Source organism: Gordonia mangrovi (genome assembly GCF_024734075.1).
Classification (GTDB): Bacteria; Actinomycetota; Actinomycetes; order Mycobacteriales; family Mycobacteriaceae; genus Gordonia; species Gordonia mangrovi.
In genome coordinates, this window is the sequence record NZ_CP102850.1 from 4,518,344 (window position 1) to 4,532,832 (window position 14,489).

General features: G+C 67.5%; 18 protein-coding genes. 17 read left to right on the forward strand and 1 reads right to left on the reverse strand.

The window, feature by feature from the left end:
- The first annotated feature begins 27 nt into the window (after positions 1-27).
- The 17 genes from NWF22_RS20480 to NWF22_RS20560 all read left to right on the forward strand — a co-directional run bounded on the left by NWF22_RS20480 (position 28) and on the right by NWF22_RS20560 (position 13,789).
- A complete protein-coding gene (locus tag NWF22_RS20480; protein ID WP_004572306.1) occupies positions 28-366 on the forward strand; it encodes a P-II family nitrogen regulator in 339 nt (112 codons plus the stop codon).
- Positions 367-393: 27 nt separating this feature from the next.
- Complete coding sequence (locus NWF22_RS20485) at positions 394-3,012, forward strand: [protein-PII] uridylyltransferase (protein ID WP_160902832.1); 2,619 nt, start codon at positions 394-396, stop codon at positions 3,010-3,012.
- A 68-nt stretch (positions 3,013-3,080) separates the two neighbouring features.
- Positions 3,081-4,652, forward strand: a complete 1,572-nt coding sequence (gene ffh, locus NWF22_RS20490) for a signal recognition particle protein (RefSeq protein WP_160902642.1) — start codon at positions 3,081-3,083, stop codon at positions 4,650-4,652.
- 8 nt (positions 4,653-4,660) lie between these two features.
- Positions 4,661-5,740 carry an amidohydrolase family protein gene (locus NWF22_RS20495; RefSeq protein WP_258321226.1) on the forward strand — a complete coding sequence of 360 codons (1,080 nt, stop codon included), beginning with the start codon at positions 4,661-4,663 and terminating at the stop codon, positions 5,738-5,740.
- A gap of 435 nt (positions 5,741-6,175) precedes the next feature.
- Positions 6,176-6,667 carry a 30S ribosomal protein S16 gene (gene rpsP, locus NWF22_RS20500; RefSeq protein ID WP_160902640.1) on the forward strand — a complete coding sequence of 164 codons (492 nt, stop codon included), beginning with the start codon at positions 6,176-6,178 and terminating at the stop codon, positions 6,665-6,667.
- The gene (locus NWF22_RS20505) at positions 6,664-6,906 is read left to right on the forward strand and encodes an RNA-binding protein (protein ID WP_160902639.1); all 243 of its coding nucleotides are present in this window, start codon (positions 6,664-6,666) and stop codon (positions 6,904-6,906) included. Before rpsP ends, NWF22_RS20505 begins: the two co-directional genes overlap by 4 nt.
- A gap of 16 nt (positions 6,907-6,922) precedes the next feature.
- The gene (gene rimM / locus NWF22_RS20510) at positions 6,923-7,453 is read left to right on the forward strand and encodes a ribosome maturation factor RimM (RefSeq protein WP_160902638.1); all 531 of its coding nucleotides are present in this window, start codon (positions 6,923-6,925) and stop codon (positions 7,451-7,453) included.
- 2 nt (positions 7,454-7,455) lie between these two features.
- Complete coding sequence (gene trmD, locus NWF22_RS20515) at positions 7,456-8,175, forward strand: tRNA (guanosine(37)-N1)-methyltransferase TrmD (protein WP_160902831.1); 720 nt, start codon at positions 7,456-7,458, stop codon at positions 8,173-8,175.
- A 65-nt stretch (positions 8,176-8,240) separates the two neighbouring features.
- Positions 8,241-8,573, forward strand: a complete 333-nt coding sequence (locus NWF22_RS20520) for a YbaB/EbfC family nucleoid-associated protein (protein WP_258321227.1) — start codon at positions 8,241-8,243, stop codon at positions 8,571-8,573.
- Between the two features lie 22 nt (positions 8,574-8,595).
- Complete coding sequence (locus tag NWF22_RS20525) at positions 8,596-8,940, forward strand: hypothetical protein (protein ID WP_160902637.1); 345 nt, start codon at positions 8,596-8,598, stop codon at positions 8,938-8,940.
- Positions 8,937-9,989 (forward strand): hypothetical protein, encoded by a 1,053-nt coding sequence (locus NWF22_RS20530; RefSeq protein ID WP_160902636.1) that lies wholly within the window; start codon positions 8,937-8,939, stop codon positions 9,987-9,989. The genes NWF22_RS20525 and NWF22_RS20530 overlap by 4 nt, the downstream gene beginning before the upstream one ends.
- On the forward strand, positions 9,986-10,429 hold the full coding sequence (locus tag NWF22_RS20535) for a hypothetical protein (protein ID WP_160902635.1): 444 nt from the start codon (positions 9,986-9,988) through the stop codon (positions 10,427-10,429). The genes NWF22_RS20530 and NWF22_RS20535 overlap by 4 nt, the downstream gene beginning before the upstream one ends.
- A gap of 22 nt (positions 10,430-10,451) precedes the next feature.
- On the forward strand, positions 10,452-11,441 hold the full coding sequence (locus NWF22_RS20540; protein ID WP_160902634.1) for a hypothetical protein: 990 nt from the start codon (positions 10,452-10,454) through the stop codon (positions 11,439-11,441).
- A gap of 79 nt (positions 11,442-11,520) precedes the next feature.
- Positions 11,521-11,862 carry a 50S ribosomal protein L19 gene (gene rplS / locus NWF22_RS20545; RefSeq protein ID WP_160902633.1) on the forward strand — a complete coding sequence of 114 codons (342 nt, stop codon included), beginning with the start codon at positions 11,521-11,523 and terminating at the stop codon, positions 11,860-11,862.
- Positions 11,863-11,880: 18 nt separating this feature from the next.
- On the forward strand, positions 11,881-12,765 hold the full coding sequence (lepB, locus tag NWF22_RS20550; RefSeq protein WP_160902632.1) for a signal peptidase I: 885 nt from the start codon (positions 11,881-11,883) through the stop codon (positions 12,763-12,765).
- 30 nt (positions 12,766-12,795) lie between these two features.
- On the forward strand, positions 12,796-13,488 hold the full coding sequence (locus NWF22_RS20555; protein WP_160902631.1) for a ribonuclease HII: 693 nt from the start codon (positions 12,796-12,798) through the stop codon (positions 13,486-13,488).
- Positions 13,478-13,789, forward strand: a complete 312-nt coding sequence (locus NWF22_RS20560) for a DUF2469 domain-containing protein (protein WP_160902630.1) — start codon at positions 13,478-13,480, stop codon at positions 13,787-13,789. The genes NWF22_RS20555 and NWF22_RS20560 overlap by 11 nt, the downstream gene beginning before the upstream one ends.
- 62 nt (positions 13,790-13,851) lie before the next feature.
- Here the strand turns inward: NWF22_RS20560 and NWF22_RS20565 are convergent, their stop codons facing one another.
- On the reverse strand, positions 13,852-14,481 hold the full coding sequence (locus tag NWF22_RS20565; protein WP_160902629.1) for a DUF3558 family protein: 630 nt from the start codon (positions 14,479-14,481) through the stop codon (positions 13,852-13,854).
- Positions 14,482-14,489: the final 8 nt, after the last annotated feature.

The following is a 14,489-nucleotide window of genomic DNA, read 5'->3' on the forward strand; positions in this document are numbered from 1 at the left end:
GCTGATTCCTGTGGAGAGGGATAACTCATGAAGCTGATCACCGCAATCGTGAAGCCGTTCACACTCGAGGACGTCAAGGCCGGCCTCGAGCAGGCCGGGATCCTGGGCATGACCGTCAGTGAGGTCCAGGGTTACGGCCGGCAGAAGGGCCACACCGAGGTCTATCGCGGCGCCGAATACTCGGTGGACTTCGTTCCCAAGGTCCGCGTCGAGGTGGTCGTGGACGACGCGGCCGTCGACAAGGTCGTCGACGTGATCGTCGAGGCGGCGCGTACGGGCAAGATCGGAGACGGAAAGGTGTGGGTCTCGCCGGTCGAATCGGTCGTCCGAGTTCGGACCGGGGAGCGCGGCGGCGACGCGCTCTGATCGAGGGCACCCGCCCTTTTCGACAACATTCACGACCCCGCGTCTGGCGTTTCAGGCGCGGGGTCGTGTCCATCACGAAGGAAGTGCAAGAACCCCGTGGCAGCAACAGATCTCGCGGCGACCCGTCGGCAACTCCTGCAGTCGGGACAGGCGGGCAAGCTCGATGCCCCCGGTCTCCGGCAGGTGCTCGTCGACCTCCACGAGTTCTGGTTGACCAGCAAAGGGGCCGAGCTCGGTGTGCGCCCGCAGAGTGGCTACGCCATCGTCGCCGTCGGTGGTCTCGGTCGCGGTGAGTTGCTGCCGTTCTCCGATCTGGACCTGATCCTGTTGCACGACGGTATGCCTCCCGACGAGGTTGCCGAGGTCGCCGACGGACTCTGGTATCCGTTGTGGGACGCCAACATTGCGCTGGACCACAGCGTGCGCACCGTGCCGCAGGCGCTGCAGGTCGCCGCCGAGGACGTCAGTGCGGCCATGGGTCTGCTCGAGGCCCGCCACATCGCCGGCGACGAGGACCTGTCCAACCTGCTGATCAGCGGCGTCCGCCAGCAGTGGCGCACCGAGATCCGGGACCGGTTCCCCGCCGTGGTGTCCCACGCACAGGACCGGTGGCGACGAGCCGGGGACATCGCCCATCGGGCCGAGCCCGACCTGAAGAACGGGCGTGGCGGGCTGCGGGATGTGCAGCTGCTGGGAGCGCTGGCGATCGCGCAGCTCACCGACGGCATGGCCAGTCTGCGTCCGGACTCCCCGGGCGCGGGTCCGCAGGTGGCGTATGCACGGTTGCTGGACATCCGAACCGAGTTGCACCGCATCGCCGGACGCCCACGCGAGCAGGTCCGTGCCCAGGATGCCGACGAGATCGGGGCGGCGCTGCGCATCGGTGACCGTTTCGACCTCGCCCGGGTGATCAGCGATGCCGCACGAACCATCAGCTACTCCATCGACGTCGGTTTGCGTACCGCCGGTAACGCTTTGCCGCGCCGCGGACTGGCGAAACTGCGGCGGTCGCCGATCCGACGACCCCTGGACGAGGGCGTGGTGGAGCACAACGGCGAAATCGTGTTGGCGCGCAACGCGATCCCGAGTAAAGACCCCGGTCTGATCCTGCGTGTCGCGTCGGCGTCGGCGCGCACGGGTCTGCCGATCAGCGCGTCGACACTGAGTCGGTTGGCCGACTACGCGCCCGAACTGCGTGAGCCCTGGCCCGCCGAGGCGCTCAGCGATCTGCTGGTGCTGCTCGGGGCCGGACACCATATGGTCGACCCCATCGAAGCACTTGACCGCACCGGTCTGTGGGGCCGTTTGCTGCCCGAATGGGGTGCGGTGCGCGATCTTCCACCACGCGATGCCATCCACACCTGGACCGTTGACCGGCATCTGGTGGAGACCGCCGCACATGCCGGCTCGATGACCACCCGGGTGTCGCGTCCCGATCTGCTGGTGCTCGGGGCGTTGCTACACGACATCGGCAAGGGCCGGGGGGCCGACCACAGCATCGTCGGCGCGGACCTCGCCATCCAGATCGGCAACCGGTTCGGGCTGTGGCCGCAGGACGTCACGGTGCTCTCGGAGATGGTGCGACATCACCTGCTGCTGCCGAGTATCGCCACGCGACGCGATCTCGACGATCCGGCCACCGCCGAATTCGTCGCCGAGACAATCGGATACAACCGGGTGCTGCTGGAGTTGCTGTCGGCTCTCGCGGAGGCCGACTCGCTGGCCACCGGCCCCGGGGTCTGGGGGGAGTGGAAGGCGTCACTGATCAACGAACTCGTGCGACGCGCGTTCCGCCTCATCGACGGCGATGTGCTGGCCCGTCCGGAGGCGCTCTCCGCGGAGCAGGTCGCCCTGGCCGAGGCGGGTGGCTTCTCGGTCGACATCGAGCAGGCCGACGGGCCGCACACCTTCCGCGTCACCATGGTGGCGCCGGATGCGGCCGGTCTGTTGTCGAAGATGGCCGGTGTGTTGAGCCTCAACGGCCTGCGTTCACATTCGGCGACGGTGCAGAGCCACGCGGGCAGCGCCGTGAACACCTTCGTGGTGGTGCCGATGTTCGGCAGTCCACCCGAGGCCGGCCTGATCCGGCAGCAACTCATGGCCGCGGTGGACGGCAAGATCGACGTGCTCAAGCGCCTCGATGCGCGCGAGGCAGAATCGCCGATCCCGACGATCGGTTCGGTGTCGGCAGCACTCGGTGCCGCGACGACGGCCGGCAGCACCGATCCGGCCGTCGACGGTGCCGGCCATCCCAAGAATGCGGTACCGGCGTTGTTCGCGGTGGCGCCGCCGCGGGTGCTGTGGGTCCACCATGACGCCGACGCGTCGGGCCCGGACCCGGGTCCCGACGCCGGCGAGGTGATCCTCGAGCTGCGCACCGACGACCGGCTCGGGTTGCTGAGTCGGGTCAGCGCGGTGATCGAGCGGCACGGGGCGCAGGTCCGCTGGGCAAAGGTCACCACGCTGGGTAGCACGGTCGTCGATACCTTCTGTCTGCAGTTGCCCGAGGACGGGGACGAGGCCCGCACGGCGCTGGCCGACGAGATCATCGCCGTATGCCCGCCGCCCCGACCGCGTTCCGACGACGACGGCAAAGGTCCCGACGCCTATGGTGGTACCGCCCGGTCCGGCGTGCCCATCAGTTGACGCCGACCCGGCCAACGAGTTGGGGCCACGCCCGGAGTGCCGCATGACGAGCATGGAAGACTAGAAGAATGTTCGATTCGCTTTCCGATCGGTTGGGCAGTGCGCTCAAGGACCTGCGCGGCAAGGGACGACTGTCCGATGCCGACATCGACCGCACCGCCCGGGAGATCCGGTTGGCCCTGCTGGAGGCCGACGTCTCGCTGCCGGTGGTGCGTGGCTTCATCGCGAAGGTGAAGGAGCGCGCCAAGGGCGCGGAGGTCTCCGGGGCCCTGAATCCGGCGCAGCAGGTCGTCAAGATCGTCAACGACGAACTCGTCGGCATCCTGGGCGGGGAGACCCGCCGCATCGAGTACGCCAAGAAGCCGCCGACGGTCATCATGCTGGCCGGTCTGCAGGGCGCGGGTAAGACCACCTTGGCCGGCAAGCTCGGTCACTGGCTCAAGAAGCAGGGGCATCAGCCGTTGCTGGTGGCCTGCGACCTGCAGCGTCCCGGTGCGGTCTCGCAGCTGCAGATCGTCGGGGAACGCGCCGGGGTCAAGGTGTTCGCACCCGACCCCGGCACCAGCATCGGCCAGACCGGCGAATTGGGCACCGTCAGCTCGGGCGATCCGGTCGCGGTGGCCCGCGACGGCGTGGCGGAGGCGACGGCGCAGCACTACGACGTGGTCGTCATCGACACCGCCGGCCGACTCGGTATCGACGAGGAACTGATGCGGCAGGCCTCCGACATCCGGCAGGCCACCGAACCCGACGAGGTGCTCTTCGTCGTCGACGCCATGATCGGTCAGGACGCCGTCACCACCGCAGAGGCGTTCCAGTCGGGAGTGGGATTCACCGGCGTGGTGCTCACCAAGCTCGACGGCGATGCCCGCGGCGGCGCGGCGTTGTCGGTGCGCGAGGTGACCGGCCGGCCGATCATGTTCGCCTCGTCGGGGGAGAAGCTCGACGACTTCGACGTCTTCCACCCCGACCGGATGGCCAGCCGCATCCTCGGCATGGGCGACGTGCTCTCGCTCATCGAGCAGGCCGAACAGCACTGGGACGCCCAGCAGGCCGAGGCGGCAGCCGCCAAGATCAGCCAGGGCGAGCTCACCCTCGAGGACTTCCTCGACCAGATGCTGATGATTCGCAAGATGGGTCCGATCGGCAACATCCTGGGCATGTTGCCCGGCGCCGGACAGATGAAGGACGCACTCTCGCAGGTCGACGACAAACAGCTCGACCGGGTGCAGGCGATCATCCGCGGCATGACCCCGGCCGAGCGGGACAACCCGAAAATCATCAACGCCTCGCGGCGGTTGCGGATCGCCAACGGCTCCGGCGTCACCGTCAGTGAGGTCAACCAGCTCGTCGACCGGTTCTTCGAGGCGCGCAAGATGATGGCGCAGATGTCCGGCCGGATGGGTATGGGCGGTGGCCGCAAGGTCAACCGCAAAAAGGGCAAGGGCAAGAAGGGCAAGGGCAAGAACCGCGGTCCCACCCCGCCGAAGGTGCGCGGAGGCTTTCCGGGGATGGCCGGTATGCCCGGCATGCCGGGTGGGTTCCCCGACCTGTCCAACATGCCGGCCGGTCTCGATGAACTGCCACCCGGGCTCGAGGGCATCGACGTCTCACAGTTCCAGAACCCCAAGAAGAAGTGACCGGGGCCGTGCCGACCCAGGACGCACGTCACTACCGCGGCATCGACCCGTTCACCGATGATCAGATCGACCTGTGGGTGGTGGACGGCTTCATCACCCGGGAACCGGTCCACGGCGCCGAGACCGCTGTCGACGGTGGCTGGATCATCCCGGGGCTGGTGGATGCGCACAACCACGTCGGTATCGCACCGGGGCTCGGCGTGACCATCGAGCAGGCGCGCGAGTACGCGCGCGCCGACGTACGTGCGGGCACCCTGCTCATCCGTGAGGTCGGCTCGCCGCTGGACACCCATCCGCTCGATGGCGATCCGGGCTCCCCCCGGTTCATCCGGTCGGGCAAGCACATCGCGCGGCCCAAACGGTATCTGCGGGACTACGGCGTGGACCTGGAAAATCCCGACGAGCTGGCAGCCGAGGTGACCCGACAGGCCCGCGACGGCGACGGCTGGGTCAAGATCGTCGGCGACTGGATCGACCGTGAGGTCGGCGACCTCGCCCCGCTGTGGACACGCGGTCAGCTCGACGCCGCGGTGGCCGCGGCCCATGCCGAGGACGCGCGGATCACGGCGCACGTGTTCGGGGCGGACGCCCTGCCCGATCTCATCGCCGCCGGGGTCGACTGCATCGAGCACGGCACGGGGCTCACCACCGATCTGATGGACGCGATGGTGGACCGCTCGATCGCGTTGGTGCCCACCTTGATCCAGGTGGAGAACTTCCCCGGCATCGCCGACGGCGCCGACCGGTTCCCGACCTACCAGGCCAACATGCGCAAGCTGTACGAGAACGCCGGGGCGGTCTTCGCGGCGGCACGGGAGGCGGGTGTGCCGATGTTCGCCGGCACCGATGCCGGCGGCTTCGTCGAGCACGGCCGCATCGTCGACGAGATCGACGCGATGGCCGCGGTCGGCTTCGGTGCACGCGACGCGCTGTACGCCGCATCCGTTGCGCCGCGCGAGTGGCTGGGCGCGGGTGTGCTCGATGACGGGGACCCCGCGGACTTCCTGGTGCTCGATGACGACCCGCGCGTCGACCTGACCACGCTGCGACGGCCCCGGGAGATCGTTTGCTCCGGGCTAACGGTGTGATAGCGCCCGGTTCTGGGTAACTGCAGGTCATGGCGACACTGTGACGTATTCGTGTGATCCAACACACGCATTGTCGGCTGGTGACGCTAACTTACCGGCTGGTAAAGTAAGCGCTGCGCAACAGGGTTCGCGACGTCGGAGCCGGCATTCAGCTCGCGGTTCGGGAACGGTCGGGGGAGGCCGCCGAGTCGGGCGGGATGAGGGGCTCGACGCTCGAATGCGTGACATGTGGTTACCTTCAGCGGGGTGGGTAACCACATGTCGAACCCGCTCGCGCGATTTCCGATCTGCCCCTCTCATCTGGCAGAATTGCACGCTGGTTCGCCGGATCCGGTTACGTACCGACCGGCGGTCACACCGAAACAGAACGCAAAACCGGGCCCGTCACTCCGGGCGGGCCGCTGAATTGCGCAGTGACCACTGGAAGAAGAAGACATGTCTGTCAAGATCAAGCTCACGCGGCTCGGCAAGATCCGCAACCCGCAGTACCGCATCGTCGTCGCCGACTCTCGGACCCGCCGCAACGGCCGGGCGATCGAGACCATCGGCAAGTACCACCCGAAGGAAGAGCCGAGCCTGATCGAGGTCGACTCCGAGCGCGCACAGTACTGGCTCGGCGTCGGCGCGCAGCCGACCGAGCCCGTCGCGGCCATCCTGAAGGTCACCGGTGACTGGCAGAAGTTCAAGGGTCTGCCGGGCGCCGAGGGCACCCTGAAGACGCCGGCCGAGAAGCCGTCCAAGCTGGACCTGTTCAACGCCGCCCTCGCCGCTGCCGACAGCGAGCCGGTCGCCGAGGCGACCACTCCGAAGAAGAAGGCCGCCAAGAAGGCCGACGCCGACGACGCGGCCGCAGAAGTCCGCCCCGCCGAGGCTCCCGCCGACCAGGCTCCGGCAGACCAGGTCCCGGCCGCCCAGGGTGACGCGTGAGCGCTGTCGTCGCCGACGCGGTCGAGCATCTCGTCCGCGGTATCGTTGCCAACCCCGATGACGTCCGCGTGGAGATGATCACCGGACGTCGCGGCCGGCTGGTCGAGGTGCACGTCAATCCCGAGGATCTGGGCAAGGTGATCGGCCGCAACGGCCGCACGGCCACCGCGCTGCGGACCCTCGTCAGCGGCATCGGTGGCCGCGGGATGCGTGTGGACATCGTCGACACCGACCGCTGACCGAGACACCTCCACGATGGATCTCGTGATTGGCCGCGTGGCCAAGTCGCACGGTGTCCGCGGCGAAGTCGTCGTCGACATCCGCACCGATGATCCGGAGGCCCGATTCGCGCCCGGCACCGTCCTGCACGGACGGCGGCCGCGTGGCGGTGGCGAGCAGAATTTCACCGTGACAGCCGCCCGGCAGCATGCCGGGCGGCTGTTGCTGTCGCTGGATGAGGTGTCCGACCGGACGGCCGCTGATGCCCTGCGCGGGGTGCTGTTCGTGATCGACAGCTCCGCGGTCGATTCGGGCGATGACCCCGACGAGTTCTACGACCACGAGATCGAGGGTCTGCCGGTCACGACGGTCGACGGTGCCGAGGTCGGTGTCCTCGCCTCCGTCCTGCATCTGCCGGGCAGCGATGTACTCGCGGTCCGGACCCCTGATGACCGGGAAGTGCTCATACCGTTCGTGCGCGAGATCGTCCCGACCGTGTCCCGGAACGGCATCGTCATCGACCCGCCCGCCGGCCTCATCGACGACCTCGACGACCTCGAGCCGTGACGATGCGCATCGACGTCGTCTCCATCTTTCCCGAGTATCTCGACCCGCTGCGGGTGGCCCTGCTGGGCAAGGCGATCGACGCCGGCCGGATCAGCGTCGACGTCCACGACCTGCGCGAGTGGACCCACGATGTCCACCGCAGCGTCGACGATTCACCGTACGGCGGCGGCCCCGGCATGGTGATGAAACCCCAGGTGTGGGGGCCATGCCTGGACGACGTGTGTCCCGACGACGCCCTACTGGTGGTGCCCACACCGGCCGGTGTGCCGTTCACCCAGGCGACGGCCCAGCGTTGGAGCCGCGAATCGCATCTGGTCTTCGCCTGTGGCCGCTACGAGGGCATCGACCAGCGTGTCTTTGACGACGCGGGTCGGCGGGTGCGCGTCGAAGAGGTGTCGCTGGGAGATTTCGTCCTCATCGGCGGCGAGGTCGCGTCCATGGCGATGATCGAGGCCACCGTGCGACTGCTCGACGGGGTACTCGGTAATCCCCAATCGCACCAAGAGGATTCGTTCTCCGACGGCTTGCTCGAAGGGCCCAGCTATACCCGCCCGGTGTCCTGGCGCGGCCTCGAGGTCCCACCGGTGCTGCTCAGCGGGGACCACGCGAAAGTGGCGGCATGGCGCCATGAACAGGCGCTCGAACGCACTCGCGAACGTCGCCCGGACCTGTTGCCCGCCGACGAGGCGAGCAGTGTCCCGCCCAGCGACGAACCGCGCTGAGCCGATGGCGGTTCTCGGGCCGCCGATGCTGCCGATACGATCGATCACACCGGGGAGGGGGTCACGTGTCTGATCGGTGGTCGGTCATGCTCGACGAACTCGACCGTCAGCGTGCCGAGCTGACCCGCGTGGGCGAGGCCGTCGCGCGGGTGACCGCGCACGCCACGAGCGCCGACAAGTTGGTGTCGGTGACGGTCGACGCCCGCGGGCTGCTGGTGGATCTGAGCATCGACCCGCGTGCCATGCGGCGCTACCGAGCCGAACAGTTGTCGGCACAGATCACCACTCTCGTTGCCGAGGCCGACCAGCGGCTTCACCATCAGCGGAACCAGATCCTGTCGGCAGCCGTCCAACCATCACCGGACTATGCCGACATCCGCGAGGATCATCAGAGCTGACACGACAGACGGGGGAGCAGTCATGTCCAACCAAGCGGCCGCAGGGTCGGGCGGCGGTCGGTTGCAGGCCGACCTGGCGGAGCTGGCCGAGCTGTCCGAGCGGGTGGGTGCCGCCCACCTGCACATCGGCCGCCTGATGAGTGAGCTGGACTCGGCGTTGAGTGACGCGGATGCGGCGATCGGTGTCGATGAGGCAGCCCGTGCGTTCCGGTCCGGCTTCGCGTCTCAGGCCGACGCGATCCGGCGCGAGGTGCAATCGGCCGCCATTGAGCTGGACCGACATCGTGCGCTGATCCGCCGCGGCATCCGCGACCTCGACACGGCCGACCACGACGTCGCGCTGAGTCTCACGAGGGACGACCGGTGACGGCTGCGGTCACACCGGTGCCGGTGCCGCCGGAGATCCGCGCCCTGGCCGACGAGCTCACACCCGGCCGGTGGCCGTCCGCCGATGTGGCGGCGCTGCGTGACTCCGCGGCACGCTGTCGTCGGCTGGCCGCGCAGATCAGCTCCGTAGCCGCCGAGCTGGACACGGCCCACCGGCGTAGCGTGAGCGGGGCCGGTGTGTTTCATGACGGCATCGTTGCCGGGCACCGCGCCCTCGTCGCCTCGCCGGACACCGCGCTGCCACGCACCGTGGCCCGTCTGGAGTCCGCCGCCGACGCTCTCGATCGGTATGCGACCGCCGCGGTCACCACTCACAACGACATGGCCGTGATCGCGTCGGTAGCCGATCGCGAACGACTGCGCGGTGACCTCCTGTCGTCGCTCGGTGACGAGTCCTCCGCCCGGGTGATGGCCGCCGGAGCGGGACGCATGGCGCTCACCGCAGCCGGTGACGACTACACCGAGCAGGCGGCCGATGCCGGCCGGCACGACGGGGCACATCCGCCCGCGGCGACCAGCGGCATGATGCCCTTCTCCGCGTTGGGCCCGATCGCGGCCGGTGCCGGTGTGCTCGCCGGGACGCACGCGGCCACCGGCGTCGCCGAGTCCGCGGACATCAGCGCAACCGATACCGAATGGCTGCAGCGACGCGCGGCCGCGCTGCAGTCCGCGTTGCCCGCCTCGGTGACCGGATCGGTGCGGCTGGCCGTCGGCGTCGGCCGTGGACCCGACGGCTCACGCACGCTCGTGGTCGGCACCGACGAGTGTTACCCGTATGAGCGCGACGGTGTCGGGATCGCCGCAGGCGAGACCCTCGTCGGTGACGGTCAGGCCGCCGAGCTCGCCATCGTCGAGCACATGGCCCGCCACGGCATCCGTCCGCAAGCGATCGCCGCCGCGACCCCGATGGACGCCGACACCGTCGCGTCCATCGCCGATTCCGACACACAGTTGTTCGCGCCCAGCGCGCACGGCTACGACGACGTCGGGTCGGAGTTCGCCGACGATCCGCAGGTGGATCAGGCATGAGCCATCGCATCGACCGCGTGGATGCGGAGCTCGCCGATCTGGTGGAGCGGGTGGGCGACGACGATCTGACCCCATGTCTGTACTTCCTCGCCATCACAGTGATGTCGGCAGTCGACGCGGGCGACGACACCGAGGTGACGGCGGCGCTCACCGAGCTGCGGGAACGCGGGTCCGTGGCGCCGAGTGCTCGACTTCAGGTCAACAGTCTGCTGTCGCAGTACGAGCAACGCGCGTTCGCCGCGCGCCGGCGCGGTGATCACGCCGCCCGGGAGCGCGCGTTCTTCCAGGCCCGGGCGATCAACTGCGTCGCGCACGTGATCGGGGCAGATCGTGGCGGGCGGCCCGCGCGAGACCGGCTGCGCGATGCCGCCTACGAGGGGGCTGTCGCGTGCCGTGGCCCCGTCGCGGTGCGCAGCGTGCTCACCCGTTACGCCGGCTGAGTTACGCCACTAACCTGGGCTTGTGCACGATTGGCTCACCCGAGGGGCCTCGGACTGGTTGAACCACGACATCATCGATCGTGGGCGGTTGCCCCTGCTGGTGTTCTTTCTCGGGTTGATCGTCGGGTTCGTGGGGATCCGGATCAGTGTGCGCCTGATCCGCGCCGACGTGCGGTGGTGGTTCTCGAACGTCACCGCAGGTGACACCCACATCCATCACATGGTGTTCGGTGTGGTGCTCACGTTGCTGTCGGGGCTCGGATTGATCGCGTTCGCGGTGAGCGGCGAACAGCCGGTCATGACGGTGCTGGCGGGGTTGTTCGGTGTGGGCGCGGCACTCATCCTCGACGAGTTCGCGCTCATCTTCTATCTGCGCGACGTGTACTGGTCCCACGAGGGACGGACGTCGGTCGACGCGGTCTTCATCGCGCTGGCGGCGACCGGCATGATCCTGCTCGGTTTCCGGCCGCTGGACCTCTACTTCGACGCGCTCGATGGCCTTCGCGTGGGCCGCACCGCGGTCGTCGACGTGGCGGCCGCTGTGCTGAATCTGGGTCTGGCTGCGCTCGTCGTGCTCAAGGGGAAGGTGTGGACCGGGGTCATCGGCGTGTTCGCGTGGCCGCTGCTGATCGTCGGGGTGGTGCGGTTGGCCCGACCGACCTCACCGTGGGCGCGGTGGCGGTACCTGTCCCGGCCGCGCAAACTCGAACGGGCGATCGCCCGGGAGCGGACCCTGCGCCGGCCGTTCGTCCGGGCGAAGATCCTGGTGCAGGATCTCATCGCCGGTCGGCCCGACGTGTTGCCGCATGTGCGCGCGGCCACCGAGGACCGGCTGAACCAGATGGTGCATCCGGCACCCCCGCCACCGGCGATTTCACCTCACCGGGGTCTCTCTGGCACAATAGTCGGGTTGCCTGGCGACGATGTCCCGGCTCGGAGCGAACCTCCGGACGGACCCGGCCCGGGCGCACCCAACGACTCGGAGCACGAACCGGTCGAACCTCACAGATGATCCCCGACGTCTCGGGAGTTCATGTGCGGGGCCGCCAGGTTCCTCTGTTCAGCGCACACGCCAGATTGGACCAACCACGATGAACACCCTCGACTTCCTCGACAAGCAGTCGCTTCGCGACGACATCCCCGAATTCGCACCCGGCGATACCCTCGACGTCCACGTCAAGGTCATCGAGGGCACCAAGGAGCGTGTCCAGGTGTTCAAGGGCGTCGTGATCCGCCGCCAGGGTGGCGGAATCCGCGAGACGTTCACCGTGCGCAAGGTGTCCTTCGGCGTCGGCGTTGAGCGCACCTTCCCGGTGCACAGCCCCAACCTCGCCAAGATCGACGTGGTCACCCGCGGTGACGTGCGTCGCGCGAAGCTGTACTACCTGCGCGATCTGCGCGGCAAGGCAGCCAAGATCAAGGAAAAGCGCTGACGCGTCTACCCTGACGACGTGGCCGACTCTCACTCCACCGGTAACGAATCCGATCCCGGCGGGCAGCGGTCGTCTGCCGATCGGTCCTCGCACCCCGAGGACTACGGCTGGGATGGCGACGGTCAGCACCCGGACGAGCGCCCCTGGCGCAGCAAGAAGGACGAGCCGGAGAAGCGTGGCTCGCTTCTGCGGGAAGCCGTCATCATCATCGGCTGTGTTCTGCTGCTCACCTGGTTGCTGCAGACCTTCGTCGGCCGGCAGTACGTGATTCCGTCCGAATCGATGGAACCGACGTTGCATGGTTGTACGGGATGCACCAACGACCGGATCGTCATCGACAAGCTGTCGTATCGCTTCGGCGAGCCGGAACCCGGTGACGTGGTGGTGTTCAAGGCTCCGACCGAATCATGGGATGGGGCCTGGCTGTCACCGCGCTCGGATAATCCGGTGGTGCACAAGATCCAGGACGGTCTGTCATGGTTCGGGTTCGCCCCGCCGGACGAGAACAATCTCGTCAAGCGGGTGATCGCCACCGGCGGCCAGACCGTCGAGTGTCGCAATGCCGACAATGTGGGTGTCACCGTCGACGGCCAGCCGCTCGACGAGCCGTATGTGGACAAGCAGTTGCAGGCCCAGGACGTGGCCGCGGGCAACGAGTTCGCAGCGAATCCGGACGGTCAGCCCAACGCCTGCTACGGCCCCGACTTCGGCCCGATCGAGGTTCCGGAGGGCAACGTGTGGGTGATGGGCGACAACCGGGCAAATTCCGCGGACTCCCGGTTCCACATGGAGGACGAGTACCGGGGCACCGTTCCGGTCGACGACATCCGTGGCAAGGTGCAATTCATCATCTATCCCTTCTCGAGGATCGGTGGTGTGTCCTCGGACAACCCGCAGTCATGAGAGCGCAGTTGTGATGTGGGAGCCTGACCGATGAGCCGGTGGCCGCCGAGATTCCCGATCCGACGGGCAGCGAGCCTGCGCACCTACGAGTTCGCCTTGCATCGCAACGGGCTCGGCCCGGTGGCCGGTGTCGACGAGGCCGGCCGAGGTGCGTGTGCGGGGCCGCTGGTGGTTGCCGCCTGCGTCCTCAAGCCCACCCAGCTGACGTCGTTGGCCGACCTCGACGACTCCAAGCGGCTGAGCGAGGCCACCCGCGAGCAGCTCTACAAGGCGGTCACGAAGTACGCGCTGAGTTGGCATGCGGTGGTGATCCCGGCCGAGGAGATCGACCGGATCGGCATCCATGTCGCCAACATCGAGGGGATGCGCCGGGCGATCGCCGGACTCGACGTGACGCCCGGCTACGTCCTCTCCGACGGTTTCGTGGTGCCGGGGCTGACCGTTCCGTCGCTGCCGGTGATCGGCGGTGACGGCGCCGCGGCGTGTATCGCCGCCGCCAGCATCATCGCGAAGGTGACCCGCGACCGGCTGATGGTGGCGATGGATCAGGACCTGCCCGGCTACGATTTCGCCGTTCACAAGGGCTACAGCACGTCGCATCACATGGCGTGCCTGGACCGCCACGGACCGTCGCCACAACACCGAATGTCCTACCGAAATGTCGCCTCTCGCGCGACCTCCGACCCCGACCCGACCACGATAGGCTTGACGAATGAGTGCTGAGGATCTCGAGAAGTACGAAACCGAGATGGAACTCTCCTTGTATCGGGAGTACAAGGACATCGTCGGACAGTTCACCTACGTGGTCGAGACCGAGCGGCGCTTTTACCTCGCCAACTCCGTGGACATGGTGCCGCGCAACACCGAAGGCGAGATCTACTTCGAACTCCGCATGTCCGACGCCTGGGTCTGGGACATGTACCGCCCCGCCCGCTTCGTCAAGCAGGTCCGCGTCATCACCTTCAAGGACGTCAACATCGAGGAACTCGAGAAGCCCGAACTCCGCCTCCCCGACGAACCGTGACCTTTCGTGCCGCGTGAGTAGAACGTTCCGATTTCCGGCACGTTCACCTCACTCGGGTCGGGTCACTCCGGGATCTTGTCGATTGTTGCCTCGGTGAGGTCGATTGCGCGCTGGCAGATTTCGGCGAGTGGGGGATTGGGGAGCCCGGCATAACCCACCCCGCTGACGACCCCGGAATCGAGGGACTGCACGTACGTGAAACATTGCCCAGAGTTCAGTGAGGCAACTCCCACGCTACGCGACTCGAGGTTCTGGCTCTCTAGCCAATTGAATGTCGGGTTCAAGTTCTTATAGTCGGCAAGGCTGTCATAGTCTGCCACCATTTGGTAGGCAGACCATGACCACTCCTCGGGGTCTATGTATCGCCATTCGCACCCCCTCAACGTTTGCCCGTCGACTTTGGCAGCGTCCTTCACAGAGCCAGGGTCTAAGCCTAGTTCCGCGGCCGTACTCTCATCCATTGCCGTGCACGGTTCATACGGCGAGCCATCGTTTGAGGAGTTCCATCGCTTCGCCATTTTGTTCACGAACGGGAGGGGGAGACCATGTGAGTCCGTCTGTCGAACGTATGACTCAGTGGGTCTAGTCGAATCCATTTGGGCAGATTCAGGTGTCAGATCTCCCGGTTGTGAGCAGCTGGCGGAGAATGCGGCAAGTGCAACTAGCGCTGCAAACAGTCCACGATTTCCCATTCGCGACG

What these genes read in the sequence shown, in the direction of transcription:
- NWF22_RS20480 (WP_004572306.1), top strand. Translation starts at nt 28, where the DNA reads ATGAAGCTGATCACCGCAATCGTGAAGCCGTTCACACTCGAGGACGTC.
- ffh (WP_160902642.1), top strand. Translation starts at nt 3,081, where the DNA reads ATGTTCGATTCGCTTTCCGATCGGTTGGGCAGTGCGCTCAAGGACCTG.
- rpsP (WP_160902640.1), top strand. Translation starts at nt 6,176, where the DNA reads ATGTCTGTCAAGATCAAGCTCACGCGGCTCGGCAAGATCCGCAACCCG.
- rimM (WP_160902638.1), top strand. Translation starts at nt 6,923, where the DNA reads ATGGATCTCGTGATTGGCCGCGTGGCCAAGTCGCACGGTGTCCGCGGC.
- trmD (WP_160902831.1), top strand. Translation starts at nt 7,456, where the DNA reads ATGCGCATCGACGTCGTCTCCATCTTTCCCGAGTATCTCGACCCGCTG.
- NWF22_RS20525 (WP_160902637.1), top strand. Translation starts at nt 8,596, where the DNA reads ATGTCCAACCAAGCGGCCGCAGGGTCGGGCGGCGGTCGGTTGCAGGCC.
- NWF22_RS20535 (WP_160902635.1), top strand. Translation starts at nt 9,986, where the DNA reads ATGAGCCATCGCATCGACCGCGTGGATGCGGAGCTCGCCGATCTGGTG.
- rplS (WP_160902633.1), top strand. Translation starts at nt 11,521, where the DNA reads ATGAACACCCTCGACTTCCTCGACAAGCAGTCGCTTCGCGACGACATC.
- NWF22_RS20555 (WP_160902631.1), top strand. Translation starts at nt 12,796, where the DNA reads ATGAGCCGGTGGCCGCCGAGATTCCCGATCCGACGGGCAGCGAGCCTG.
- NWF22_RS20560 (WP_160902630.1), top strand. Translation starts at nt 13,478, where the DNA reads ATGAGTGCTGAGGATCTCGAGAAGTACGAAACCGAGATGGAACTCTCC.
- NWF22_RS20565 (WP_160902629.1), bottom strand. Translation starts at nt 14,481, where the DNA reads ATGGGAAATCGTGGACTGTTTGCAGCGCTAGTTGCACTTGCCGCATTC.